A 23,174-nucleotide genomic window follows, 5' to 3' on the forward strand; every position below is an offset into this window, starting at 1 on the left:
AACGATTCAGTCTGAGTGTAGGTGAAACGATTCAGCTTGTCAGCAAGCAATCGATGACCGGGGTTAAAAACGGGTTCCGGATCACGACGGGACACATTCCGGTCTACTTTTGGCTGGCAGGTCAATGGAAATCAGGTGTTGAGCCGACCAGTCTACTGTGGACGGTCGGTCCTTTAGGAGAATCTCTATGTTGAAGTTGGCGCGACAGCAGATCCTGCTGGGGCAATCGGTAGCGACCAAAGCGGAAGCCATCGCCCTGTTGGCAGGCAAACTGACCGAGGCCGGTCTGGTGGAAGCCGGTTACGTGGATGGCATGCTGGCCCGGGAGGCGCAGCACGCCACCTATCTTGGCAGCGGCATCGCCATTCCTCACGGCACCACGGACACCCGTCACCTGGTCAAGAGTACCGGCGTCATGGTGGCCCAGTTCCCGCATGGGATCGAGTGGGACGAAGGTCAGATTGCCTATGTGGCCATCGGCATCGCCGCCAAGTCCGACGAGCATCTGGGGATTTTGCGCCAGCTCACCCATGTGCTGGGGGACGAACAAGCGGCGGCGCAGCTCAAAGACGCCAACGATGAAGAGACCATCATCCACATCCTGACCGGGGCAGCGGCTGCGAAAGAGGTGCAATTCCTGACTCTGGCAGACTTCCCGGCCGACGATCGGGATCAACTGCTGCTGGGGGCCGCCGCCCGCGCCAAGTCCGCCGGTTGGGGGGACGCCGCCATGGTGAGCGCCCTGCTGGCAAACGACCCCGCCTATCTGGGGGAGGGTGTCTGGCTGGCCCGCACGCAAGCGGCCCAGACTGGCTGGGTACTGGCCACCCCGAGCAGTGCAATAAGTGCAGGGGAGCTCCCCGTGAATGCCCTGCTGCTGCTCTGCGCCGCCGATAGCGGCCATCTGCCCCAGCTGGAGAATCTGGCCAAACTCGCCGCCGCCAGCCAGCTTGCCAGTTTCGCGGGCAGCGAAGGCCTGGGAATGCTGCAAGCCGGCCCCGCCACCGGGCTGTCCGACACCTTCACCATCATCAACCCCCACGGCCTGCACGCCCGCCCGGGCGCCATGCTGGTCAAGGTGGCGAAAGAGTATGAATCCGACATCCGGGTGGCGAACCTGGATGGCAGCGGCGAGGCGGTTTCCGCCAAGAGTCTGATGAAGGTCATTGGCCTGGGGGTGAAATGCGGTCATCGCCTCGCGTTCCGTGCCGAAGGGCCGGATGCCGAAGCCGCCCTCAAGGGGCTGGGCGCCGCCATCGCCGCCGGCCTGGGAGAGGGGGCGCACTGATGGAGATCGTCACCATTACCCTGAACCCGGCGCTGGATCTCACCACCCGCCTTGAGGCCCTGGTGCCCGGCGAGGTGAACCTGGTGAGCGAGGGCAACCTGCGCGCCGCCGGCAAGGGGATCAACGTCGCCATGGTCTTGAAAGATCTGGGGCGCGAGGTAGGGCTCAGCGGCTGGCTCGGCGACGCCAACCAGCAGAGCTTCGTGTCGCTCTTTGCCGAGCGGGATCTCGCGGATCACTTCGTGCGGGTTGCGGGCAGCACCCGCATCAACGTCAAGATCTCCGAGCAATCGGGACGGGTCACCGATCTCAATCTGCCCGGCCTTGACATCAGCGACGAGGCGGTACATCAGCTGGAGGCGGCCATCGACGAGCTGGCTCCGCACGCGGACTGGTTCGTGCTGGCGGGTAGCCTGCCCAAGGGCGTGGAGCCCGCCTACTGCGCCCGTCTCATCAATTTGCTCAAGGCCCGTGGCAAGAAGGTCATCTTCGATTGCAGCGGCGAGGCGCTCAAGGCGGGTCTGACCGCCGCGCCGACCCTGGTCAAACCCAATCTCGAGGAGCTTGCGCAGTGGGCCGGGCGTCCCGTTAAGACCCTGAAAGAGCAGGCCGAGTGTGCCCGCGCCTTGCAGGCGGACGGCATCGAGCACGTGGTGATCTCCAACGGCGCCGAGGGCCTTGTCTGGTTTGGCCCGGATGCCGTCTGGCAGGCCGTGCCGCCACGCATGCAGGTGGTCAGCACCGTCGGTGCCGGTGACTCCCTGGTGGCCGGGCTGGCCCATGGTCTCAGCCTCGGCTGGGCACCCGAGCAGACCCTGCGTCTGGCGACCGCCGTCTCGGCCCTGGCGGTGAGCCAGGTGGCGGTGGGCTTCAGTGATATCGCCGTCTTGACCCCTTTACTCGAGCAGGTGCGGCTGCAACGCCTCAGTCCCGCTCACTTTGATTCCATGGAACCTTCAGGAGATGCCCAATGAAAGCAATCTTGGTCACGGCTTGCCCCGCGGGCATCGCCACCAGCTTTCTCGTAGCCAAACGGATAGAACAGCAGGCCAAACAGGCGGGCTGGACACTGCAACTCGACACCCATTCGAGCGTGCAGCCCCGTCAGCAACCCTCGGCCGCCGACATTGCCGCCGCCGATCTGGTGCTGGTGGTGGCCAGCGCCCCGGTGGATCTCGCCGCCTATGACGGCAAGCGCCTCTATCAGGGCAGCATGGATCTCGCACTGCAGGATCCCGCCGCTGTGCTGAGCGCTGCCGAGGGGGAGGCCAAGGTCTATCGCCATCAGGCTGCCGCCGTCGTGGCCAAGCCTGCCAGCGCCACCAAGCGCATCGTGGCGGTCACCGCCTGCCCAACCGGGGTGGCTCACACCTTTATGTCGGCGGAAGCGCTGGAAACCATGGCCAAGCAGCTGGGTTATGAGATCCGCGTCGAGACCCAGGGCTCGGTCGGTGCCCAGAACGCCCTGACGGCGGACGAGATTGCCGCCGCGGATCTGGTATTCCTCGCCACCGACATCGAGGTGGACATGGCCCGCTTCGATGGCAAGAGCGTCTATCACACCAGCACGGGGGCGGCCCTCAAGAAGACTCGCGCCGAGCTGGACAAGGCCTGGACCGAGGCCTCCGTCTACCGTCACAGCGGCGCCGCCGTTGCCAAGAAGGAAGAGAAGGCCGGCCCCTACAAGCACCTGCTGACCGGGGTCTCCTTCATGCTGCCCATGGTGGTGGCCGGTGGTCTCATCATCGCCATCTCCTTCATCTTCGGGATTGAGGCGTTCAAGGAGCAGGGGACCCTCGCTGCGGCCCTTATGCAGATCGGCGGCGGCTCGGCCTTCGCCCTGATGATCCCGGTGCTGGCGGGCTACATCGCCTACTCCATCGCCGACCGCCCGGGGCTGGCCCCTGGCATGATCGCCGGTATGCTGGCAAGCTCGCTGGGCGCCGGTTTCCTTGGCGGCATCGTCGGCGGCTTCCTGGCCGGTTACAGTGCCAAGTTCCTGAGCGACAAGGTGCGCCTGCCGGTAACCCTGGAAGCGCTCAAACCCATCCTCATCATTCCGCTGTTTGCCAGCCTGTTCACCGGTCTGGTCATGATCTACGTGGTGGGCGGCCCGGTGGCCGGCATCATGAGCGCCATGACCGAGTTCCTCAACAACATGGGCTCCGCCAACGCCGTGCTGCTGGGAGTCATCATCGGCGCCATGATGTGCTTCGACATGGGTGGCCCGGTCAACAAGGCGGCCTATGCCTTCGGGGTCGGTCTGCTCGCCTCCAAGACCTATGCCCCCATGGCTGCCGTGATGGCTGCCGGCATGGTACCGGCGCTCGGGATGGGCATCGCCACCTTCCTCGCCAGCAAGAAGTTCATCAAGGCGGAGCAGGAAGCGGGCAAGGCCTCCTTCGTACTGGGTCTGTGCTTCATTTCCGAAGGCGCCATTCCGTTTGCCGCCAAGGATCCGATGCGGGTCATTCCGGCCTGCATGGTGGGCGGTGCCCTGACCGGCGCGCTCTCCATGCTGTTCGGCTGCGAACTGGTGGCGCCCCACGGCGGCCTCTTCGTGCTCTTCATCCCGAACGCCATCAGCCATGTGTTCATGTATATCCTGGCCATCGCGGCAGGCTCACTGGTGACCGGTGTCGCCTACGCCATGCTCAAGCGGGCCGAGCAACCGGCGGCCAAGCTGGCAACGGCCTGAGTGGTTGACGTTGTCAAGGGTGAAATGGATCCGTAGTTGAATTGTGCAAAAGGCGACCAGATGGCCGCCTTTTTTATTGCTTTCATGCCTCTGCGCAGAGAAACAGGATCGAAAAATTGAGGATGGGCAGTTAAAAATCCCACCCGGCAGGGGGCGATGGGGGCTGCTCGGCCGCCTCCCGTGCCTTGCGCCGCGCCGCCTCCACTCGCGCCTTGCGGCCCCGGCACAGGCGCATCACCTCCTGCTGCTCGGCCGGGGTCATGGTCAGCCAGTTGAAACGCTCCTCCCGACTGCGCAGGCAACCCTTGCAGTAACCCTTGTTGTTGACCTCACAGACCCCGATACAGGGGCTCTGGAGCGGGAAGATCTCGAGCTGTTCCATTCACCACCTCTCGCGCCGCGTTACCTTGTTATAACCCAGAGTGGCCCGTTGGCGAAGGGGAAGCCATGCAGGGCATAGCGTGCCAGATCGGCGGCGGGAGAGAGGGTGAGCCAAAGGAACACCAGGCATGAAGGCGCTGGCCGCAAGGCATGATGGCTGCCCGGGGAGGGCGCTCGGTGCCCGGCCCTCGGCTAAGCTTCGAGATGCGGTTCATCTATCTGGAGTCACAAACATGAAAGGGTTTCATCAAGGATCGGGTCTCGCACTGATATGGCTGGTGGCCAGCGGGTCATTGGGCGCCGCCGAGCTGGTCAATCGCAACATCACCGAGGCGGACGTCAAGGCCGCGCAGGATGGCTGGGGCAAGGCCCTGGTCCAGATCAGCGACGACTACCGGACGGGAGGCATCGACAAGGCCAGGGCGACCGCCAACGCCGTGCTCGACAGCGCCTATGGCTATGCCGACGGGCCCGTGCTGTTCAAGGCGACCCTGGCGAGCGGGGCGCAGACCTTTCGCCTGACCAAGGCGGGGGCGCTCGCCTATTTCGTCGGCCACGATCCGGCCTATCCGGCGGATACCGGCTTTGCCCTGAAGAACTGGCAGCGCTACCGCTACGACAATGCCGCCATCTACATCGATGGCAACATGGCGCTGACCATGGGGACGGTGCACCTCGTCGATCGGGACAACAAAGAGGTGGATGTGGACAAGACCTGGGGCTTTCGCAAGGGGGACGATGGCAAGGTGCGCATCATCCTGCATCACTCCTCGCTGCCTTACTCCCACTGATCCCGTGTATCCCGTGTAGTCCGGTGCTGGCCATGCTGCGACAGGGCAGTTGGCCAACCTGCCTCTCCTTTCTTTCTGATGTGCGGCGCGTCGGCGCCATCCTCCCGTCCTCTTTGGTCGTACCCTGGTGTCGCAGGGATCGACAAGTGCGATGAATTTTGCAATTTATGGGGTCAACAGGGCCCGAGTTTTTGTATGATAGCGCCGCCCATGGCGGGGCCGGGGGCGAGCCTTGAGCGGCGATGACGTCTCAGCCCGGGCCATTGATTGAATTCATCATTATTTTCATGAAGTTAGCGTTTTCTGGTTAGACGAGGAATTATGAACAAACGCGCGTACTGGTTGAGTGCCCTGGCGCTTGGGCTGGCAGGTTGTGCCAGCGATCCCGAGCCCGCCAAGGTGCCCCCGAAGAAGCCTGAAGCCAGATGCTTTTTGAACTGCGAGGTGCCAGTCAATCTGGGCAAGCAGTATCTGGATGGCACACTGCCGGATGATCTGGTGCGGGTGGAGTATGTCAACAGCCGCCAGTCGTCTGACTTCAGCCGATTCGGCCCCCAGAGCCGGCTGGTGCTGGAGCGCTCCGGCCGGATGGCGAGCCGCTATGGTGAGCTCTATCGTCAGCTCTCCAGCTGGGTGGCCAACGGCGGGGATCCCGCCCAGATCACCCGCTACGGCATCAGCCTGGCCCAGCTCGGCGGCGCCGATCGCATGGGCAACGTGCTCTTCACCGGTTACTACTCGCCGGTACTGGAGGTGCGCCACCGCCCGGATGCCAAATACAAATACCCCATCTACGCCATGCCCAACTGTGGCGGCCGTTGCCCGACCCGGGCCCAGATCCACCAGGGGGCGCTGTCCAACCGGGGGCTGGAGCTTGGCTACAGCAAGTCCCTCATCGACAACTTCCTGATGGACGTGCAGGGCTCTGGGTTCGTGCACTACGGCGATGATGACAGGCTGCAATACCTCGGTTACAGCGGCAAGAACGGCCACGGCTACGTGAGCATCGGCCGGGTGCTGATCGACAGGGGTGAGGTGCCCAAGGAGCAGATGTCCATGAAAGCCATCAAGGATTGGGCCAACCGTCAGCCGGAGGCGAACGTCATGGAGCTGGTGGAGCAAAACCCCTCCTACGTCTTCTTCGAACGCCGTCCGACCAATGACGTAGTGGGGGCCGCCGGCATTCCGTTGCTGCCCATGTCGGCGGTGGCGGCGGACAAGACCCTGCTGCCCATGGGCACACCCATACTGGCGGAGGTGCCGCTGCTCGACAAGGCGGGCAACTGGACCGGCAAGCATCAGTTGCGGCTCTTGATCGCCCTGGATGTGGGCGGTGCGGTCAAGAAGGGGCACCTGGATCTCTACCACGGCATGGGGGAGAAGGCCGGGGTGGCGGCGGGTCACTACAAGCACTTCGGCCGGGTCTGGAAGCTGGGTCTGCACCACGGCCCCACTGCCGCGCCCTGGATCTGATCTCTCCTGTTTGCGAGCGCTCCTGATTAAGGGAGGACGCAGATAAAAAAAGCCGCCGGATTATCCGGCGGCTTTTTTGTGGGCTGCAGGTGGTGACGAGCGTCATCCAGACCTGGATGTGAGTCTCAATCCTTCTTCACATCCAGCCGGATGGCCCCCACCGGCTTGCAGCAGCAGGGCAGGCACTCTCCCTGGGAGACAAAGGCCAGCGGCACACTGGGGTAGTGCACCCGGCCTTCGAGCAGCGGGGTACGGCAGGCGCCGCAATAGCCGCTGCGGCACTGGAACTCCACTTGATGGCCGTGGCGCTCCAGGGTCTCCAGCACGCTCTCGCCGGGGTGGGCGTGCAGCACGCCATCCCGGGTGTGCACCAAGGGCGTCAGGGCTTCCTGCTCGGCCTCATGGCGCAGTGCAGGGGACGGGGTGCCGATGGCATCACTCATCACGCATGCCAGCGCGTCGACACCCGCTGCCCGTCATGGCGCGACAAGCCCCAAGTCTCATCACAGCTCGAAATCACCGAGATCATCGGCGTGCACTTCGCTGTCGATCTGGCCGACCAGGTAGGAGCTGACTTCCACTTCCTGGGGGGCGACCTGCACGTTGTCGGACGACAGCCAGGTGTTGATCCAGGGAATGGGGTTTTGCTTGGCACCGGCAAAGGCCGGCTGCAGGCCCACCGCGTTCATGCGCAGGTTGGTGATGTACTCCACGTACTGGCAGAGGATGTCCTTGTTCAGGCCGATCATGGAGCCGTCCTGGAACAGGTACTCGGCCCACTCCTTCTCCTGGATGGCGGCTTCCTTGAAGATCTCGAAGCAGGCCTGCTCGCACTCGATAGCGATCTCGGCCATGTCCGGATCGTCGTTGCCGCTGCGCATCAGGTTCAGCATGTGCTGGGTGCCGGTCAGATGCAGGGCCTCGTCGCGGGCGATCATCTTGATGATCTTGGCGTTGCCTTCCATCAGCTCGCGCTCGGCGAAGGCAAAGGAGCAGGCGAAGCTCACGTAGAAGCGGATCGCCTCCAGGGCGTTGACGCTCATCAGGCACAGATAGAGCTTCTTCTTCAGGCCGCGCAGGGTGATGGTCAGCTCGCGATCACCGACCTTGTGGGTGCCTTCCCCGTGCAGGTGATAGAGGGCGGTGGCCTCGATCAGATCGTCATAGTAGTGACTGATGGAGCCAGCGCGTTTGAGGATCTGCTCGTTGGTGACGATGTCATCGAACACCTGGCCCGGGTTGTTGACGATGTTGCGGATGATGTGGGTGTAGGAGCGAGAGTGGATGGTCTCGGAGAAGGCCCAGGTCTCGATCCAGGTCTCCAGCTCCGGGATGGAGACCAGCGGCAGCAGCGCCACGTTCGGGCTGCGGCCCTGGATGGAATCCAGCAGGGTCTGGTACTTCAGGTTGGAGATAAAGATGTGCTGCTCGTGGGGAGGCAGGGCCTGATAGTCGATGCGATCGTGGGAGACGTCCACCTCTTCCGGGCGCCAGAAGAAGGAGAGCTGCTTCTCGATCAGCCGCTCGAAGATGTCGTGTTTCTGTTGATCGTAACGGGCCACGTTGACCGATTGGCCAAAGAACATCGGCTCCTTGAGTTGATCGTTTTGGGTCTGGCAGAAGGTTGAATAGGCCATGGTTGTCGAATGTCGCGAAATGGGGGAAACAGGAAGGCGGGAGCTTCATGCTCCCGCCCAGTTATCAGATCTTGCAGTGGCTTATATTTTACAAGCCCCGCCAGCACAACCGTCATCTTGCAGATCGGTCTGGGCATCGTCCGCACCATCACGGGTGTTGTGATAGTACAGGGTCTTGAGGCCGTATTTGTAGGCGGTCAGCAGATCCTTGAGCAGCTGCTTCATCGGTACCTTGTTGCCTTCGAAACGGGCAGGATCGTAGTTGGTATTGGCGGATATGGCCTGATCCACGAATTTTTGCATGATACCGACCAGCTGCAGGTAACCATCGACGCTCGGTTGCTTCCACAGCAGTTCGTATTGATCCTTCAGGCGGTGATATTCCGGCACCACCTGCTTGAGGATGCCATCCTTGGAGGCCTTGACGGAGACCAGACCACGGGGCGGCTCGATGCCGTTGGTGGCGTTGGAGATCTGGCTGGAGGTCTCGCTCGGCATCAGGGCGGTCAGGGTGGAGTTGCGCAGACCCACGGTCTTGATCTCGGTGCGCAGCGCTTCCCAGTCCAGGTGCAGGGGCTCGTTGCACAGGGCGTCCAGATCCTTTTTATAGGTATCGATGGGCAGGATCCCCTGGGCATAGGTGGTTTCGCCAAAGGCCGGGCAGGGGCCGAATTCGCGGGCCAGCTGCACCGAGGCCTTCAGCAGGTAGTACTGGATCGCCTCGAAGGTGCGGTGGGTCAGCGCGAGGCCGGAACCGTCGGAGTAGCGAGCACCATTTTTTGCCAGATAATAGGCATAGTTGATCACCCCAATCCCCAGTGTGCGGCGATTCATGCTGCCTTTTTGCGCGGCTTTCAGCGGATAATCCTGATAGTCGAGCAGGGCATCCAGGGCGCGGACGGCCAAGTCTGCCATCTCTTCCAGGTCTTCGAGCTTCTCGATGGCGCCGAGGTTGAAGGCGGACAGGGTACACAGGGCGATTTCGCCATCCTCGTCATCCACGTTGTTGAGCGGCTTGGTGGGCAGCGCAATTTCGAGGCAGAGGTTGGACTGGCGCACCGGGGCGACAGCCGGGTCAAACGGGCTGTGGGTGTTGCAGTGATCCACGTTCTGGATGTAGATGCGACCGGTGCCGGCACGCTCCTGCATCATCAGGGAGAACAGATCCACGGCCTTCAGGGTCTTCTTGCGAATGGCCGGATCCTGCTCGTACTTGACGTAGAGCTCCTCGAACTTGTCCTGATCCGCGAAGAAGGCGTCATACAGGCCAGGGGCGTCGGACGGGGAGAACAATGTGATGTCGCCGCCCTTGATGAGGCGCTGGTACATCAGCTTGTTGATCTGCACCCCGTAGTCCATGTGACGGACCCGGTTCTCTTCCACGCCGCGGTTGTTTTTCAGCACCAACAGGCTTTCCACTTCGGTGTGCCACAGGGGGTAGAACAGGGTGGCCGCACCGCCGCGCACGCCGCCCTGGGAGCAGCACTTCACGGCAGTCTGGAAGTACTTGTAGAAGGGGATGCAGCCGGTGTGGAAGGCTTCGCCGCCACGGATGGGGCTGCCAAGACCGCGGATGCGGCCGGCGTTGATGCCGATGCCGGCGCGCTGGGAGACGTAACGCACGATGGCGCTGGCGGTGGCATTGATGGAGTCCAGGCTGTCATCGCACTCGATCAGCACGCAGGAGCTGAACTGACGGGTCGGGGTCCGCACACCGCTCATGATGGGGGTGGGCAGGGAGATCTTGAAGGTCGAGACCGCATCGTAGAAGCGCTTGATGTAGTCAAGACGGGTATCTTTCGGGTACTTGGAGAACAGGCAGGCCGCCACCAGGATATAGAGGAACTGCGGGCTCTCGTAGATCTCGCCGGTGACGCGGTTCTGCACCAGGTACTTGCCTTCCAGCTGCTTGACCGCGGCGTAGGAGAAGTCCATGTCGCGCCAGTGATCCAGGTAGGCGTTGAGCTCTTCGAATTCGGCCTGGGTGTAGTCGGTCAGCAGGTGCTTGTCGTACTTGCCCATGTCCACCAGCTTGGCAACATGTTGGTAGAGGTGGGGCGGCTCGAACTGGCCGTAAGCCTTCTTGCGCAGGTGGAAGATGGCCAGACGGGCGGCCATGTACTGGTAGTCCGGGCTCTGTTCGGAAATCAGGTCGGCGGCAGCCTTGATGACGGTCTCGTGGATGTCGGCGGTACGGATACCGTCATAGAACTGGATGTGGGACTTGAGCTCCACCTGGGAGACCGACACGTTGTCGAGCTTCTCGGCAGCCCAGTCGAGCACGCGGTGAATCTTATCCAGATCGATGGGTTCTTTGTGTCCGTTACGCTTCGTCACAAACAAGTTCATTGGCTGATGACCCTTATTAGCTGATACCTGCCGGCATCGGTTGATTCCCGAAAAACCATCGCGCCACGCTCCCCACGGACCTGGCTTGGTAAAGAGTGGGGGCGTACTGCGCGATGAATCACAAGATATAGTGTTATTTTTAATGCGAACTACAAGATAGTGAGGTCGTCCCCGTATTGCAACGTGTGGATAACCTCATTGCTGTGGATAAATTGTGGGTGTTATGGGATCTGTTAGTGACTGCTCACAGTGAGTGGGTTTTCATGCGTCCGATCCGTCAAATGCAAGTCCGAAGATCGAAGATGAAAAATTAAAATAACTTTTTTTGCTTGCGAAAATGGGTCGGTTTTACTAGCAAATTCAGGCTGGTTATCCCTTGAACGGCAAGGGACAAAAGCTGTCCGATCCGGCCGAAATGGCTGACGGCCACGCAGGAAAAGGGGGAGCCCGACCAGGTTCCCCCTCGTGATTTTCAAAAGCTTTGCCGTGAAGTTTTGCGCGTTCATCGACGGATGCCTGGCCTCGATAAGGTGCCGGCCATATCCATCAATCGATGCGCCGGATTCAGCTCAGTTCGTAGCGCAGCCAGTGGTGCAGAGCCTGCACCGTGTCAAAATGCAGATCCGCGCCCCAGCCGGCGGGATCCTCGTCATCGTGCAGATAGCCCCAGCCCGCTACCGCGGTGCGCATGCCGGCATTGCGACCCGCTTCGATGTCGCGCACGTGATCCCCCACATAGAGGCAGTGCGCCGCATCCACCCCGAGCTGCTCGCAGGCGAAATACATGGGAGCGGGGTCGGGCTTGCGCACCGGCAGGGTGTCGGCACTGACGGTGACACCGCAGCCCGCCAGCGCCGGCAGGGCGGCCAGCAGCGGCTCGGTGAGAAAGCCCGGCTTGTTGGTGACGATGCCCCAGGGCAACTGCTGTTCTTCGAGCCATTCGATGAGATCCAGCATGCCGTCATAGGGGCGGGTGCCGACACAGAGGTGAGCGGCGTAGTAGTCGAGCAGGGCGGTGCGAAGGCGTGTCGCCCCGAGTTCTTCAAGCAGCTCGTCCCCAAGGCCGGCCCTGAGTAGCCCCAGCGCCCCGTGGGAAGTGGTCTGGCGGATGATGTCGTCGGACAGCGGTGCAAAGCCTTCGCTTGTCAGCACATGGTTGACGGCGGCGCCGAGATCCGGGGCCGTGTCGAGCAGGGTGCCGTCGAGATCAAACAGCACGCAGCGCAGGGACGCCTGGTTGGCGGCGCTCATCAGCCTTGCTCCGGACGGGTGAAGCTTACCATGTAGTTGACATCCACGTTGGCCCCCAGCCTGAAGTGGCCGCTGAGGGGGTTGTAGTGCACCCCGCTCATGTCCTCAACCACCAGGCCCGCCGCTTCACCCATGCGACACAGCTCCGCCGGGGTGATGAACTTCTTGTGGTCGTGGGTGCCTTTGGGCACCATTTTCATCAGGTACTCGGCGCCGAGGATCATCATCAGATAGGCCTTGGGGTTGCGGTTGATGGTGGAGACCACCACCTGGCCGCCCGGGCGCACCAGGGTGGCGATGGCCCGCATCACGGACGCCGGATCCGGCACGTGTTCGAGCATCTCCATGCAGGTGACCACATCATACTGGCCACCGGGCCCTTGCTCAGTCACTTCCGCGGCGTGCGCCTCGGCGGTGATCTGGCGATACTCGAGCTCCACCCCGGCTTCCAGGGCGTGCAGGCGGGCGACGCCGAGCGGCTCCTTGCCCATGTCGATGCCCGTCACCTTGGCGCCGCGCCGGGCCATGCTCTCGGCGAGGATGCCGCCACCGCAACCGATGTCGAGGGTGCGCTTGCCAAACAGGCCACCGCTCTTGTCGGTGATCCAGTCAAGGCGGATGGGGTTGATTTGATGCAGCGGCTTGAACTCGCCCTCCATATCCCACCAGCGGGAGGCAATGGCTTCAAATTTGGCGATTTCTGTCAGATCGACATTGGCATCAGCGTTCATTTTCATGGATCCTGTGGCAGGGGCGCGCAAGGGGGGAGAGGCGCGCAATCTATTGTCCTGGCGGGCATTATAACGGACGCACTTTGTCAAACCAGCCTGATTTGCGGCTTAAGGTCTTTCACGCGCTGTGTTACCATGTCGCGCTGTTTAAGCCAAAGAACAACTAATTAGGGATTAAGGCTTTCTATGAGCGATCTGGCCAGAGAGATCACGCCGGTCAACATCGAAGAAGAGCTCAAGAGTTCCTATCTGGATTACGCCATGAGCGTGATCGTAGGACGAGCTCTGCCGGATGTGCGTGATGGCTTGAAACCGGTTCACCGCCGCGTTCTGTATGCAATGAACGAGTTGGGGAACGACTGGAACAAGCCCTATAAAAAATCGGCCCGTGTGGTCGGTGACGTAATCGGTAAATATCACCCGCATGGCGACAGTGCCGTGTATGACACCATCGTCCGTATGGCGCAGGATTTCTCCATGCGTTACATGCTGGTCGACGGTCAGGGCAACTTCGGTTCGGTGGATGGCGATAACGCCGCCGCCATGCGTTATACCGAAGTGCGGATGGCGCGCATCTCCCACGAGCTGCTGGCCGATCTGGACAAAGAGACCGTGGACTGGGTGCCGAACTATGACGGCACCGAGATGATCCCGGCTGTCATGCCCACCAAGGTTCCCACCCTGTTGATCAACGGCTCCTCCGGTATCGCGGTGGGCATGGCGACCAACATTCCTCCCCACAACCTCACCGAGATAGTGAACGGCTGTCTGGCGCTCATCGAAAACGGTGATCTCACCATCGATGAGCTGATGACCTATGTCACCGGCCCGGACTTCCCCACTGGCGGTATCATCAACGGTCGCTCCGGCATCGTGCAGGCGTACCGTACCGGTCGTGGTTCCGTCTATGTGCGGGCCAAGGCCGAGGTGGAAGTGGACGACAAGAGCGGTCGCGAGACCATCATCGTCCACGAGATCCCCTATCAGGTGAACAAAGCGCGGCTCATCGAGAAGATCGCCGAGCTGGTCAAAGAGAAGAAGATCGAGGGCATCAGCGCCCTGCGTGATGAGTCTGATAAAGACGGCATGCGCATCGTTATCGAGATCAAGCGCGGCGAGTCCGGCGAGATTGTGCTGAACAATCTCTACAAGCACACCCAGATGCAGACCACGTTCGGCATCAACATGGTGGCGCTCGATAACAACCAGCCCAAGGTGATGAACCTTAAAGAGATCCTGGATGCCTTCCTGCTGCACCGCCGTGAGGTGGTGACTCGCAGGACCGTGTTCGAACTGCGCAAGGCGCGGGATCGGGCCCACATCCTGGAAGGTCTGGCGGTTGCGCTTGCCAACATCGACCCCATCATCGAGCTCATCCGTCACTCCGACACCCCGGCGGACGCCAAGGCCAAGCTGGTTGCCCGTGGCTGGGAGCTCGGCAACGTGGCCTCCATGCTGGAAAAAGCGGGTGACGACGCGGCCCGTCCCGAGTGGCTGGAGCCGGAGTTCGGCATTCGTGAGGGTCACTACTACCTGACCGAACAGCAAGCCCAGGCCATCCTGGACCTGCGTCTGCACAAGCTGACCGGCCTCGAGCACGAGAAGATCCTGGAAGAGTATCAGTCTCTGCTGGATCTGATTGCCGAGCTGCTGCACATCTTGGCAAGCCCGGAACGCTTGATGGAAGTGATCCGCGATGAACTGCTGGCGGTACGCGAGCAGTACGGCGACGAACGTCGCACCGAGATCAGCATGTCCAGTGCCGAGATCAACATCGAAGATCTGATCACCCCGGAAGACGTGGTGGTCACCCTGTCTCACCAGGGCTATGTGAAGTATCAGCCGCTCTCCGACTACGAGGCCCAGCGCCGCGGTGGTCGTGGCAAGTCGGCCACCCGGATCAAGGAAGAGGACTTCGTGGAGCGTCTGCTGGTGGCCAACACCCATGACACCATCTTGTGCTTCTCCACCCGTGGCAAGGTCTACTGGCTCAAGGTGTATCAGCTGCCGGAGGCGTCCCGTGGCGCCCGTGGCCGTCCGATCATCAACCTGCTGCCGCTGGAAGAGGGTGAACGCATCACCGCCATCCTGCCGGTGAAAGAGTACAGCGATGACAAGTACGTCTTCTTCGCCACCGCCGACGGTACCGTGAAGAAGACCAGCCTGTCCGCGTTCAGCCGTCCGCTCTCCTCCGGTATTCGTGCCATCAACCTCAAAGAGGGTGATGAACTGATCGGGGTGGACATCACCGACGGCAGCAACGAGATCATGCTGTTCTCCGATGCGGGCAAGGTGGTTCGCTTCGCAGAAGGCAGCGGCCGCGCCGATGCGGCTGATGCGGGTGACGACGTTGAGAACGACGACGATGTCGGCAACGACGATGACGGTAGCGACAACGGCGAAGGTGGCGAAACCAAGGGCACCTTCAAGGGCGTGCGTCCCATGGGTCGTACCGCCGCCGGTGTCCGCGGCATTCGTCTGCCGAGCGGCAACAAGGTGGTTTCCCTCATCGTCCCCCGTGGCGAGGGTGCCATCCTTACCGCCACCGAAAACGGCTACGGCAAGCGCACCGCGCTGGATGAATACCCGACCAAGAGTCGCGGTACCCAGGGCGTCATCTCCATCAAGGTGGATGAGCGCAACGGCAAGGTGATTGATGCGATCCAGGTCGAGGATACCGACCAGATCATGCTGATCACCAATGGCGGTACCCTGGTGCGGACTCGCGTCTCCGAGGTGAGCATCATCGGTCGCAACACCGGCGGTGTGCGTCTGATCCGTACCGGTGAAGACGAGACCGTGGTCGGCCTGCAGCGCGTTGCCGAGAGCGACGAGGAAGAGAACGACGTCGTCGCCATCGACGGTGAGCAGGCGCAAGGTGCGGACAGCGCACCAGACGCCGGTACTGCCGACGACGCCAGCGAAGAGGGTGTAGCCGGCGACGAGTAATCGCAGCCTGCACCGATAAAAAGAGCGACCTCAGGGTCGCTCTTTTTTTGTCTGTCGCCTGGCCGAAAGGATAGTTTGCCAATCATGATGTGAGTCCGCGCCTTGCGGTGAGAGACATCACCGAGAGACATGGCAATCTCGTGCACCAGATAGCAACAAAGCGCCCTCGGGCGCTTTGTTGCTTTTACCTTGAAAAGATCAGGGCCTAGCTCAGCCAGCCGAGTGCCAGCGCCAGTCGACCACAGAGCGCCGCCAGCAATATGCCGAGCAGGGTACGCAGCAGCCAGATCACCACCAGCTGTCCCACACTCACCGGGATCTTGGTCGCCAGAATGCAGGGGATGGAGGCGGAGAAGAAGAGCACGGAGCTGACCGATACCACGGCCGTCACATAGCGCACCAGCAAGTCAGCATCCTTGAGCAGGATGGCGGGCAGGAACATCTCGGCCAGCCCCGCGGAGAGTGCTCGCGCGGTTTCAAGCGGCTCACCCAGATCCAGCAGCCAGGTCATCGGCCACAGCAACCAACCGAGCAAATCGAACAAGGGCGTGTGTTGGGCCAGCAGCAATCCCAGCAGTCCCACCGACAAAATGGTGGGTACCACGGCGGCGGCCATGGTGACGCCATCTTTCAGATTGTCCCTGAGCTGGCGGGAGAGGGAGTCCGCCTGCCGGGATTGGGACAACCCGCAAGCGAGGGCCGCTTGCCAGCGGCTCTGTCCCGCCGGCAGTGGCTCGTCGGTTTCTCCCTCATCGCTCATGGTGCTGATGGGGGGAACACGGGCCAGGATGGCGGTGATGACAAAGGTGATGACCAGGGTGGACCAGAAGTAGAAGTTCCAGTGCCCCATCAGGTTGAGGGTCTTGGCCACGATGATCATGAAGGCGGCAGAGACGGTGGAGAAGCCGGTAGCGATGATGACGGCCTCCCGTACCGTGTATTTTCCTGAGAGGAAGACTCGGTTGGTGATGAGCAGACCGACCGAATAGCTGCCGACGAAGGAGGCCACCGCATCGATGGCGGAGTGGCCGGGGGTACGCCAGAGCGGACGCATCACGGGCTGCATCAGGACGCCGATGAGTTCAAGCAACCCGAATCCGAGCAGGAAGGTGAGGGCCATGGCACCGATGGGAACGATGAGGCCCACCGACATGGCGAGCTTGTCGAACAGGAAGGGCAATCTGTCCGGCGTCATCAGCCAGGCGGGACCAAGGTCGGTGACATACAGCACGGCCAGGACCAGCCCCAGCAGCTTGAACAGACTCAATACCCGATCGATGGGGCGGGCACGCCAGCGCCCGTCCAGCAGGGGGGTGATGGCGCCGTAAGCGATAAGCAGCAGGATGAGACCCACGGCGAGGGGACGTTTGGCGATCAGAAAGCCAGCCAGGTGGTCCACCAAAATGGTGCTGCGATCGGCGAGCTCGAAGGGAACGAAAAAGATGGCGATCCCGAGCAGGCTGGTAAGCAGCAGTTTGATCCCGGCCCCGGAGCGGGCAGGGGCAGTCAGGGTATTTTCAGGCTCCATGGTTCCTCCTTGTGATCCTCATGGGTCAACTCCTTTTGCATGGTTATTTGTATATACAATATCGACCATGGGTCAAAATGGAAGCAAAAAATTCACCAAAAAATAACAAATTAAAAGGGAGGAGTCGTATGGGTTTCATGCTGTCAGAGCCAGACGGGATCGCTTGAAGCCAGTGATGAGGCGGGGCTGCTGCCTAGGGGTAGAGAAGGGAGATAGGCTAGCGGTGGTGCCGACGTGGCGCGTTTGGAATAGAAGCTGTCTTTAATCGACCAGAAAAAGTTGAAACATTAGTTCGGATTTATAAACTTTTTTTACCATCTTCATATGTATCGTTTTCATGACTATTCATGGATCAGTTATAAAGGCTTTATTGATTTGATGGCTTCTCGAGTTTCCCATTGCAGAGTAAGATGCCTCTTCAATAAAAATAAGAATTAGGAGTTCGGGTGTGAAGGCATTAGTAAAAGAAAGGATATCGCCCTATATCAGCCAGTTATATGAGTGCGGTATTAATGATTCTGACATTAAGTTGGTGGTGGACCAATTTCGCGTTGATCTATCCGGCAGCTCGTCCCTGTTTTTATTGCGGGATGATGACAAGAGCGCCGGCATCAAGCTCTTTGCGAGCGGTTTGACCGAGGCCCAGCAGCAGTTTTATGTGCAACACCATCGCCAGGATGTGTGGTTCAATCATTATCTGGACAAGGGCTGCCAGGGGATCGTCAACGCCAATGCCATCTCCAGCTCACCGGGTCTGCTGGCGAGCTTTGGTGCCCAATATGCGGCGGGCGGCGTCTGCCGGGTGAAGGGGCGGGGCCTCAGCAGTCTGTGCAGTTATCGTGGCAGCACCCAGGATGATTTCAGCGCCCAGGATATCTCTTCCCTCGGCGAGATCTATTCCGGCCTGGCGGCCTGGAGTCAGCACTATTGGAACCTGCTCGCCCTGGAAACGCAGAATTATCAGCTACAACAACTGGTAAAAAACCATAATAAACCCAGTGCCATCATTGATGACAAGGGACATATTCATTATTCTAATGTGGCGTTCAATCGTATCTCCGATGAAAATGTGGAGCTGCGGGCAAGCAATGGCATTTTTTCGCTACAAAATAAGGATCAGCAACGCCAGTTCAAGGAGATATTGAACGGCTTCTCCTATTTGTTGCCGGGAGCCAGCGCTTATATGTCTATTCCCCGCCAGGCGGATTTGCGACCGCTGCTGGTGCAATGCACCCTGATGAGTGGCCTCAGCCGCTTCGAGCGCTATGTGGAAGTTGTGTTGCGCGACCCCGAGCACGCCTTCAACCCGGACATCGAAGCCCTGGCCAGCCTCTATCCTCTCACCATCGGCGAGAAAGAGCTGCTGGTGCTGATGAGCAAGGGGTACAGCAGCAATGACATCGCCGCGTTGCGCGGGGTCAAGGTAGAGACGGTACGATCCACCCTGAAGGGGGTCTTCAAGAAGACCGATTGCCACAGTCAGAACGAATTGCTGCTGTTGCTGCAGTCCATCTCCTGATCTTCGGCAGGCTATGCTTGGAGTGAGCCGGACATCCTGCCCGGCTTGCGCCTCCCGCCCGGGAGGCCTGTTGGGGGAAGCGTCATGGAATCACTCAAGGCGAAGGATTATATGCAGACCCGGCCCATCACGTTCAGCGCAGACATGATGGTACAGACCGCCGTCACCAAGTTTCTCAACAGCCATCAGCTCGGTGGCCCCGTAGTGGATCCCCTGGGCCACCTGATCGGCTGGGTGTCGGAGCAGGACTGCATCGCCGTCATGCTCAAGGAGGCCTATCACTGTGAGCAGGTGGCCCAGGTCAGGGATGTGATGCGCAAGGAGGTGCTGGCGGTCGACCCCGACACCAGCATTCTGGAGCTGGCGGAGATGATGATGGGTCAGAAGCCCAAGATCTATCCGGTGGTGGAAGGGGGGCGGTTGCTCGGCGTCATCAGTCGCCACAACGTGATGCAGGCCATTCATGCCCAGCTCGGCACCTGCTTCGTGCATCAGGCGAGGGTGTGACTTAAGCTGGCTCGCGACAGGAGCAGGTCGAATACCTGCTCTTTTTATTTCTGCCAACAGGCTTCATCCGCCAGGAGGTGCTTTAAGGCTTGCACCCTTTCCCCCCGCTCTTTAGGATCTGCCCCAGCTATCGCATTGGCCCCTTGCGGGCTTCTCATAAGGAATCAGTACCTTGTCTCTCTCTCTCGAGGCGCTGCGCCGCCGCTTGTCCGCCTGCATGAATCTCGACGCCCGTCGTCTCTCCAGCCGTCTGCACGGGGTCAAGAAGCTGCCAGAGGCCAAACAGGTTACCGTGCTGGCGACCATAGCCGCGGATCTGGACCTGGCCGAAGCGCGCTACCAGTCTCGTCTGGCGGGCGTCCCCAGGGTCACTTATCCGGACAACCTGCCGGTCAGCCAGAAGCAGGCGGAGATCGCCCGTGCCATCCAGGATCATCAGGTGGTGATCATCGCCGGCGAAACCGGCTCCGGCAAGACCACCCAGATCCCGAAGATCTGTCTGGCGCTGGGGCGCGGGGTGAAAGGTTATATCGGCCACACCCAGCCGCGGCGTCTGGCGGCCCGCACCGTGGCGGCCCGCATCGCCGAGGAGATGGAGTCCGAGCTCGGGCAGTACGTGGGCTACAAGGTGCGCTTCACGGATCAGGTGAGCGAGCAGACCCACATCAAGCTGATGACCGACGGCATCCTGCTGGCGGAGATCCAGCATGACCGTATGCTGACCCAGTACGACACCATCATCATCGATGAGGCCCACGAGCGCAGCCTCAACATCGACTTCATTCTGGGCTATCTCAAGCAACTGTTGCCGAAGCGGCCCGATCTCAAGGTGATAATCACCTCGGCCACCATCGATCCCCAGCGCTTCTCCCGCCACTTCAACCAGGCGCCCGTCATCGAGGTGTCCGGTCGTACCTACCCGGTGGAGGTGCGCTATCGGCCCCTGATGGAGGGGGAAGGGGATCGCGACGAGCTGCAGGGCATCTTCGATGCGGTGGAAGAGCTGGCCCGGGAAGGACTCGGTGACATCCTCATCTTCATGAACGGCGAGCGGGAGATCCGCGATACCGCCGATGCCTTGCGCAAGCTGAACCTGCGAGACACCGAGGTACTGCCGCTCTATGCGCGCCTCTCCAACGCCGAGCAGAACAAGGTGTTCCAGCAGCATGCCGGACGGCGCATCGTGCTCGCCACCAACGTGGCGGAGACCTCCCTCACCGTGCCCGGTATCCGTTACGTTATCGATCCCGGTACCGCTCGCATCAGTCGCTACTCCTGGCGCACCAAGGTGCAACGCCTGCCCATCGAACCCGTTTCCCAGGCGAGTGCGAACCAGCGTAAAGGGCGCTGCGGCCGGGTAGCCGACGGTATCTGTATTCGCCTCTACGCCGAGGAGGATTTCAACAATCGCCCGGCGTTTACCGATCCCGAGATCCTGCGCACCAACCTGGCCTCCGTCATCCTGCAGATGCTGGCGCTCGGCCTTGGCAACATGGAAGCCTTCCCCTTCGTCGAGCCGCCCGAATCTCGCCACATCAAGGACGGCCTGACCCTGCTCAAAGAGTTGGAAGCGGTCAGGGAGCTGCCTGCCCGCCAGCTGAATGGACGGGAGCTGGAAGAGAAACTGCAGCTCACCGAGACCGGTCGCCAGCTGTCGCGCATCCCCCTTGATCCGAGATTGGCGAAAATGGTGATCACGGCGGCGCAGACCGGGTGCCTGAGTGAGGTCATGGTGATCACCGCGGGGCTGAGCATTCAGGATCCCCGCGAGCGTCCCATGGAGAAGAAGCAGGCCGCGGACGAGCAGCACCGGCGTTTCGAGGACAAGGATTCCGACTTCCTCGCCTTCGTGAACCTCTGGAATTACCTCAAAGAGCAGCAGGATGTGCTGGGCAGCAATCCGTTCCGCCGCCTGTGTCAGAAGGAGTTCCTCTCCTATCTGCGGGTGCGCGAATGGCAGGATATCCACTTCCAGCTGCGCCAGACGGTCAAAGAGCTTGGCTTCAAGACCAATGCGGAGCCGGCGGATTTCAAGACGGTGCACTGCGCCCTGCTGACCGGGCTGCTCAGCCATATCGGCAACAAGGATCTGGAGAAGCCCGAGTTTCTCGGTGCCCGCAACGGCCGCTTCCACCTGTTCCCGGCATCGGGTCTGTTCAAGAAGCCGCCCAAGTGGGTGATGGCCGCCGAACTGGTGGAGACCTCGCGCCTCTACGCCCGCATCAACGGCAAGATTGAACCCGAGTGGGTGGAGCCCCTGGCGGGCCACCTCATCAAGCTGCATCACAGCGACCCCCACTGGTCGAAGAAAAATGGCGCCGTCATGGCCAAGGAGAAGGTGACCCTCTATGGCCTGACCCTGGTGGGCGAGCGCCTCATCAACTTCAGCCGCATCGATCCCGCCCAGTGCCGTGAGCTCTTCATCCGCCGCGCCCTGGTGGAGGGGGATTTCGAGACCCGTCACCGTTTCTTTGGCGAAAACAGAAAACTGCTGGCCGAGGTGGAGGCGCTGGAGCACAAGTCCCGGCGCCGGGACATCCTGGTGGATGACGAGGACTTGTTCCGCTTCTACGATGCGCGCCTGCCGGAGGAGATCATCTCGGCCCGCCACTTCGACAAGTGGTGGAAGGAGGCGCAAAAGCAGGATCCCGAACGGCTCAACTTCGAGAAAGAGATGTTGATGAAGGGAGATGCAGCTCACATCAGCGATCTCGACTACCCCAACCTCTGGCAGCAGGGACGCCTCAAGCTCAAGCTGACCTACCAGTTTGAACCGGGGGAGGCGGCCGATGGCGTCACCCTTCATATCCCATTGCCGCTACTCAATCAGGTGGAGGTGAAGGGTTTCGAGTGGCTGATCCCGGGGATGCGCCATGAGCTGCTGGTGGCGCTCATCAAGTCCATGCCCAAACCCATGCGCAAGAACTTCGTGCCGGCACCGAACTATGCCGACGCCCTGCTCGCCAGCATCAGCCCGGAGCAAGGGCCGCTGCTCGATGAGATGGAGCGCCAACTGCGCCGCATGACCGGCGTTACCGTGCCCCGTGAAGCCTGGGATTGGGCTGCGGTGCCCGATCACCTGAAACTCACCTTCCGGGTGGTGGACGAAAAACAGAAAAAGGTCGCGGAAGGCAAGGATCTGGAAGCGCTCAAGGAGTCCCTGCGCGGCCGAGTGCAGGAGACCCTCTCCCAGGTGGCGGATGATGACATCGAGCAATCCGGCTTGACGCTGTGGAGCTTTGGCGAATTGCCCAAGGAGTACAGCCAGAAACGGGCCGGGTTCGAGGTCAAGGCCTATCCGGCATTGGTTGACGAGAAGGACTCGGTCTCCATCCAGCTGGTGGAGAGCCTGGCGGCGCAACAGCAACTGATGTGGGCGGGCCAACGACGGCTGGTGCTGCTGGGGGTGCCATCCCCCATCAAGTACCTGCAGGAGAAGCTGCCGAACAAGGCCAAGCTCGGTCTTTATTTCAACCCCTTCGGCAAGGTGGCCGATCTCATCGATGACTGCATCGCCTGCGGCTGTGACAAGCTCATCGAGCAGCACGGCGGCCTGGCCTGGGACGAGGCGGGTTTCGAGTCGCTCAAGGAGTTTGTGCGCGCCGAACTCAACGATGCGGTGGTGGAGGTGGCCAAGCAGGTGGAGGCCGTGCTGACGCTGTCCCATGAGATCAAGAAGCGGCTCAAGGGCAAGATGCAGCTCGACATGGCCTTTGCCATGTCGGATATCCAGTTGCAGTTGGACAAGCTCATCCACAAGGGATTCGTCACCGAGACCGGCTGGCAGCGGTTGCCGGACCTGCTGCGCTACCTGCGCGCCATCGAGCGGCGCCTCGAGAAGCTGGCCATCGATCCGAACCGGGATCGGGTCTACATGCTGAAAGTGCAGAGCGTGGAGTCCGAATACAAGGCGCTGCTCGCCAAGATCCCGAAATCCCAGCTGGTGCCGGTCGAGGTGGCCAATATCCGCTGGATGATAGAGGAGCTGAGGGTCTCCTTCTTCGCCCAGCAACTGGGCACCCCCTATCCGGTTTCCGATAAACGGGTGCTCAATGCCATAGCCCAGTGCTAA

General features: G+C 61.1%; 16 protein-coding genes. 9 read left to right on the plus strand and 7 right to left on the minus strand.

Features of this window, described 5'->3' with window-relative positions:
* Positions 1-187 precede the first annotated feature (187 nt).
* The 3 genes from fruB to fruA are packed head-to-tail and all read left to right on the plus strand — an operon-like array spanning position 188 to position 3,986.
* Positions 188-1,288 carry a fused PTS fructose transporter subunit IIA/HPr protein gene (gene fruB / locus VZC39_RS09785; RefSeq protein ID WP_434668057.1) on the plus strand — a complete coding sequence of 367 codons (1,101 nt, stop codon included), beginning with the start codon at positions 188-190 and terminating at the stop codon, positions 1,286-1,288.
* Positions 1,288-2,262 (plus strand): 1-phosphofructokinase, encoded by a 975-nt coding sequence (gene pfkB, locus VZC39_RS09790; protein WP_434668060.1) that lies wholly within the window; start codon positions 1,288-1,290, stop codon positions 2,260-2,262. Before fruB ends, pfkB begins: the two co-directional genes overlap by 1 nt.
* The gene (gene fruA, locus VZC39_RS09795; RefSeq protein ID WP_434668063.1) at positions 2,259-3,986 is read left to right on the plus strand and encodes a PTS fructose transporter subunit IIBC; all 1,728 of its coding nucleotides are present in this window, start codon (positions 2,259-2,261) and stop codon (positions 3,984-3,986) included. Before pfkB ends, fruA begins: the two co-directional genes overlap by 4 nt.
* Positions 3,987-4,116: 130 nt before the next feature.
* Here the strand turns inward: fruA and VZC39_RS09800 are convergent, their stop codons facing one another.
* Positions 4,117-4,368, minus strand: a complete 252-nt coding sequence (locus tag VZC39_RS09800) for a DUF1289 domain-containing protein (RefSeq protein WP_349922192.1) — start codon at positions 4,366-4,368, stop codon at positions 4,117-4,119.
* A gap of 232 nt (positions 4,369-4,600) precedes the next feature.
* Between VZC39_RS09800 and VZC39_RS09805 the strand changes: the two genes are divergently transcribed.
* Both VZC39_RS09805 and mltA read left to right on the plus strand, forming a co-directional pair.
* Positions 4,601-5,158 (plus strand): hypothetical protein, encoded by a 558-nt coding sequence (locus tag VZC39_RS09805; RefSeq protein WP_434668067.1) that lies wholly within the window; start codon positions 4,601-4,603, stop codon positions 5,156-5,158.
* 321 nt (positions 5,159-5,479) lie between these two features.
* The gene (gene mltA, locus VZC39_RS09810; RefSeq protein ID WP_349922194.1) at positions 5,480-6,631 is read left to right on the plus strand and encodes a murein transglycosylase A; all 1,152 of its coding nucleotides are present in this window, start codon (positions 5,480-5,482) and stop codon (positions 6,629-6,631) included.
* Positions 6,632-6,756: 125 nt separating this feature from the next.
* Here mltA and yfaE read toward each other — a convergent pair whose 3' ends face one another.
* The 5 genes from yfaE to ubiG all read right to left on the minus strand — a co-directional run bounded on the left by yfaE (position 6,757) and on the right by ubiG (position 12,599).
* A complete protein-coding gene (yfaE, locus tag VZC39_RS09815) occupies positions 6,757-7,074 on the minus strand; it encodes a class I ribonucleotide reductase maintenance protein YfaE (RefSeq protein ID WP_434668070.1) in 318 nt (105 codons plus the stop codon).
* 60 nt (positions 7,075-7,134) lie between these two features.
* The gene (gene nrdB, locus VZC39_RS09820; protein WP_434668073.1) at positions 7,135-8,268 is read right to left on the minus strand and encodes a class Ia ribonucleoside-diphosphate reductase subunit beta; all 1,134 of its coding nucleotides are present in this window, start codon (positions 8,266-8,268) and stop codon (positions 7,135-7,137) included.
* Between the two features lie 81 nt (positions 8,269-8,349).
* A complete protein-coding gene (gene nrdA / locus VZC39_RS09825; RefSeq protein WP_349922197.1) occupies positions 8,350-10,617 on the minus strand; it encodes a class 1a ribonucleoside-diphosphate reductase subunit alpha in 2,268 nt (755 codons plus the stop codon).
* Positions 10,618-11,181: 564 nt separating this feature from the next.
* Positions 11,182-11,868, minus strand: a complete 687-nt coding sequence (locus VZC39_RS09830; protein WP_434668077.1) for an HAD family hydrolase — start codon at positions 11,866-11,868, stop codon at positions 11,182-11,184.
* Positions 11,868-12,599, minus strand: a complete 732-nt coding sequence (ubiG, locus tag VZC39_RS09835; RefSeq protein WP_434668080.1) for a bifunctional 2-polyprenyl-6-hydroxyphenol methylase/3-demethylubiquinol 3-O-methyltransferase UbiG — start codon at positions 12,597-12,599, stop codon at positions 11,868-11,870. Before ubiG ends, VZC39_RS09830 begins: the two co-directional genes overlap by 1 nt.
* 186 nt (positions 12,600-12,785) lie before the next feature.
* Here ubiG and gyrA point away from each other — a divergent pair, with 186 nt between their 5' ends.
* On the plus strand, positions 12,786-15,548 hold the full coding sequence (gyrA, locus tag VZC39_RS09840; RefSeq protein ID WP_434668083.1) for a DNA topoisomerase (ATP-hydrolyzing) subunit A: 2,763 nt from the start codon (positions 12,786-12,788) through the stop codon (positions 15,546-15,548).
* 205 nt (positions 15,549-15,753) lie between these two features.
* Here gyrA and VZC39_RS09845 read toward each other — a convergent pair whose 3' ends face one another.
* Positions 15,754-17,076 carry a YjiH family protein gene (locus VZC39_RS09845; protein ID WP_434668086.1) on the minus strand — a complete coding sequence of 441 codons (1,323 nt, stop codon included), beginning with the start codon at positions 17,074-17,076 and terminating at the stop codon, positions 15,754-15,756.
* 448 nt (positions 17,077-17,524) lie between these two features.
* On the opposite strand from VZC39_RS09845, the gene VZC39_RS09850 reads away from it, so the two are divergent.
* The 3 genes from VZC39_RS09850 to hrpA all read left to right on the plus strand — a co-directional run bounded on the left by VZC39_RS09850 (position 17,525) and on the right by hrpA (position 23,174).
* Entirely contained in the window at positions 17,525-18,595 is a 1,071-nt protein-coding gene (locus VZC39_RS09850; protein ID WP_349922202.1) for a helix-turn-helix transcriptional regulator, read from the plus strand.
* 84 nt (positions 18,596-18,679) lie between these two features.
* Positions 18,680-19,102 (plus strand): CBS domain-containing protein, encoded by a 423-nt coding sequence (locus VZC39_RS09855; protein WP_434668089.1) that lies wholly within the window; start codon positions 18,680-18,682, stop codon positions 19,100-19,102.
* Between the two features lie 172 nt (positions 19,103-19,274).
* A complete protein-coding gene (gene hrpA / locus VZC39_RS09860; protein WP_434668092.1) occupies positions 19,275-23,174 on the plus strand; it encodes an ATP-dependent RNA helicase HrpA in 3,900 nt (1,299 codons plus the stop codon).

The organism is Aeromonas sp. NJAU223, from assembly GCF_051125555.1.
Lineage (GTDB): Bacteria > Pseudomonadota > Gammaproteobacteria > Enterobacterales > Aeromonadaceae > Aeromonas > Aeromonas veronii_G.

What these genes read in the sequence shown, in the direction of transcription:
- fruB (WP_434668057.1), top strand. Translation starts at nt 188, where the DNA reads ATGTTGAAGTTGGCGCGACAGCAGATCCTGCTGGGGCAATCGGTAGCG.
- pfkB (WP_434668060.1), top strand. Translation starts at nt 1,288, where the DNA reads ATGGAGATCGTCACCATTACCCTGAACCCGGCGCTGGATCTCACCACC.
- fruA (WP_434668063.1), top strand. Translation starts at nt 2,259, where the DNA reads ATGAAAGCAATCTTGGTCACGGCTTGCCCCGCGGGCATCGCCACCAGC.
- VZC39_RS09800 (WP_349922192.1), bottom strand. Translation starts at nt 4,368, where the DNA reads ATGGAACAGCTCGAGATCTTCCCGCTCCAGAGCCCCTGTATCGGGGTC.
- VZC39_RS09805 (WP_434668067.1), top strand. Translation starts at nt 4,601, where the DNA reads ATGAAAGGGTTTCATCAAGGATCGGGTCTCGCACTGATATGGCTGGTG.
- mltA (WP_349922194.1), top strand. Translation starts at nt 5,480, where the DNA reads ATGAACAAACGCGCGTACTGGTTGAGTGCCCTGGCGCTTGGGCTGGCA.
- yfaE (WP_434668070.1), bottom strand. Translation starts at nt 7,074, where the DNA reads ATGAGTGATGCCATCGGCACCCCGTCCCCTGCACTGCGCCATGAGGCC.
- nrdB (WP_434668073.1), bottom strand. Translation starts at nt 8,268, where the DNA reads ATGGCCTATTCAACCTTCTGCCAGACCCAAAACGATCAACTCAAGGAG.
- nrdA (WP_349922197.1), bottom strand. Translation starts at nt 10,617, where the DNA reads ATGAACTTGTTTGTGACGAAGCGTAACGGACACAAAGAACCCATCGAT.
- VZC39_RS09830 (WP_434668077.1), bottom strand. Translation starts at nt 11,868, where the DNA reads ATGAGCGCCGCCAACCAGGCGTCCCTGCGCTGCGTGCTGTTTGATCTC.
- ubiG (WP_434668080.1), bottom strand. Translation starts at nt 12,599, where the DNA reads ATGAACGCTGATGCCAATGTCGATCTGACAGAAATCGCCAAATTTGAA.
- gyrA (WP_434668083.1), top strand. Translation starts at nt 12,786, where the DNA reads ATGAGCGATCTGGCCAGAGAGATCACGCCGGTCAACATCGAAGAAGAG.
- VZC39_RS09845 (WP_434668086.1), bottom strand. Translation starts at nt 17,076, where the DNA reads ATGGAGCCTGAAAATACCCTGACTGCCCCTGCCCGCTCCGGGGCCGGG.
- VZC39_RS09855 (WP_434668089.1), top strand. Translation starts at nt 18,680, where the DNA reads ATGGAATCACTCAAGGCGAAGGATTATATGCAGACCCGGCCCATCACG.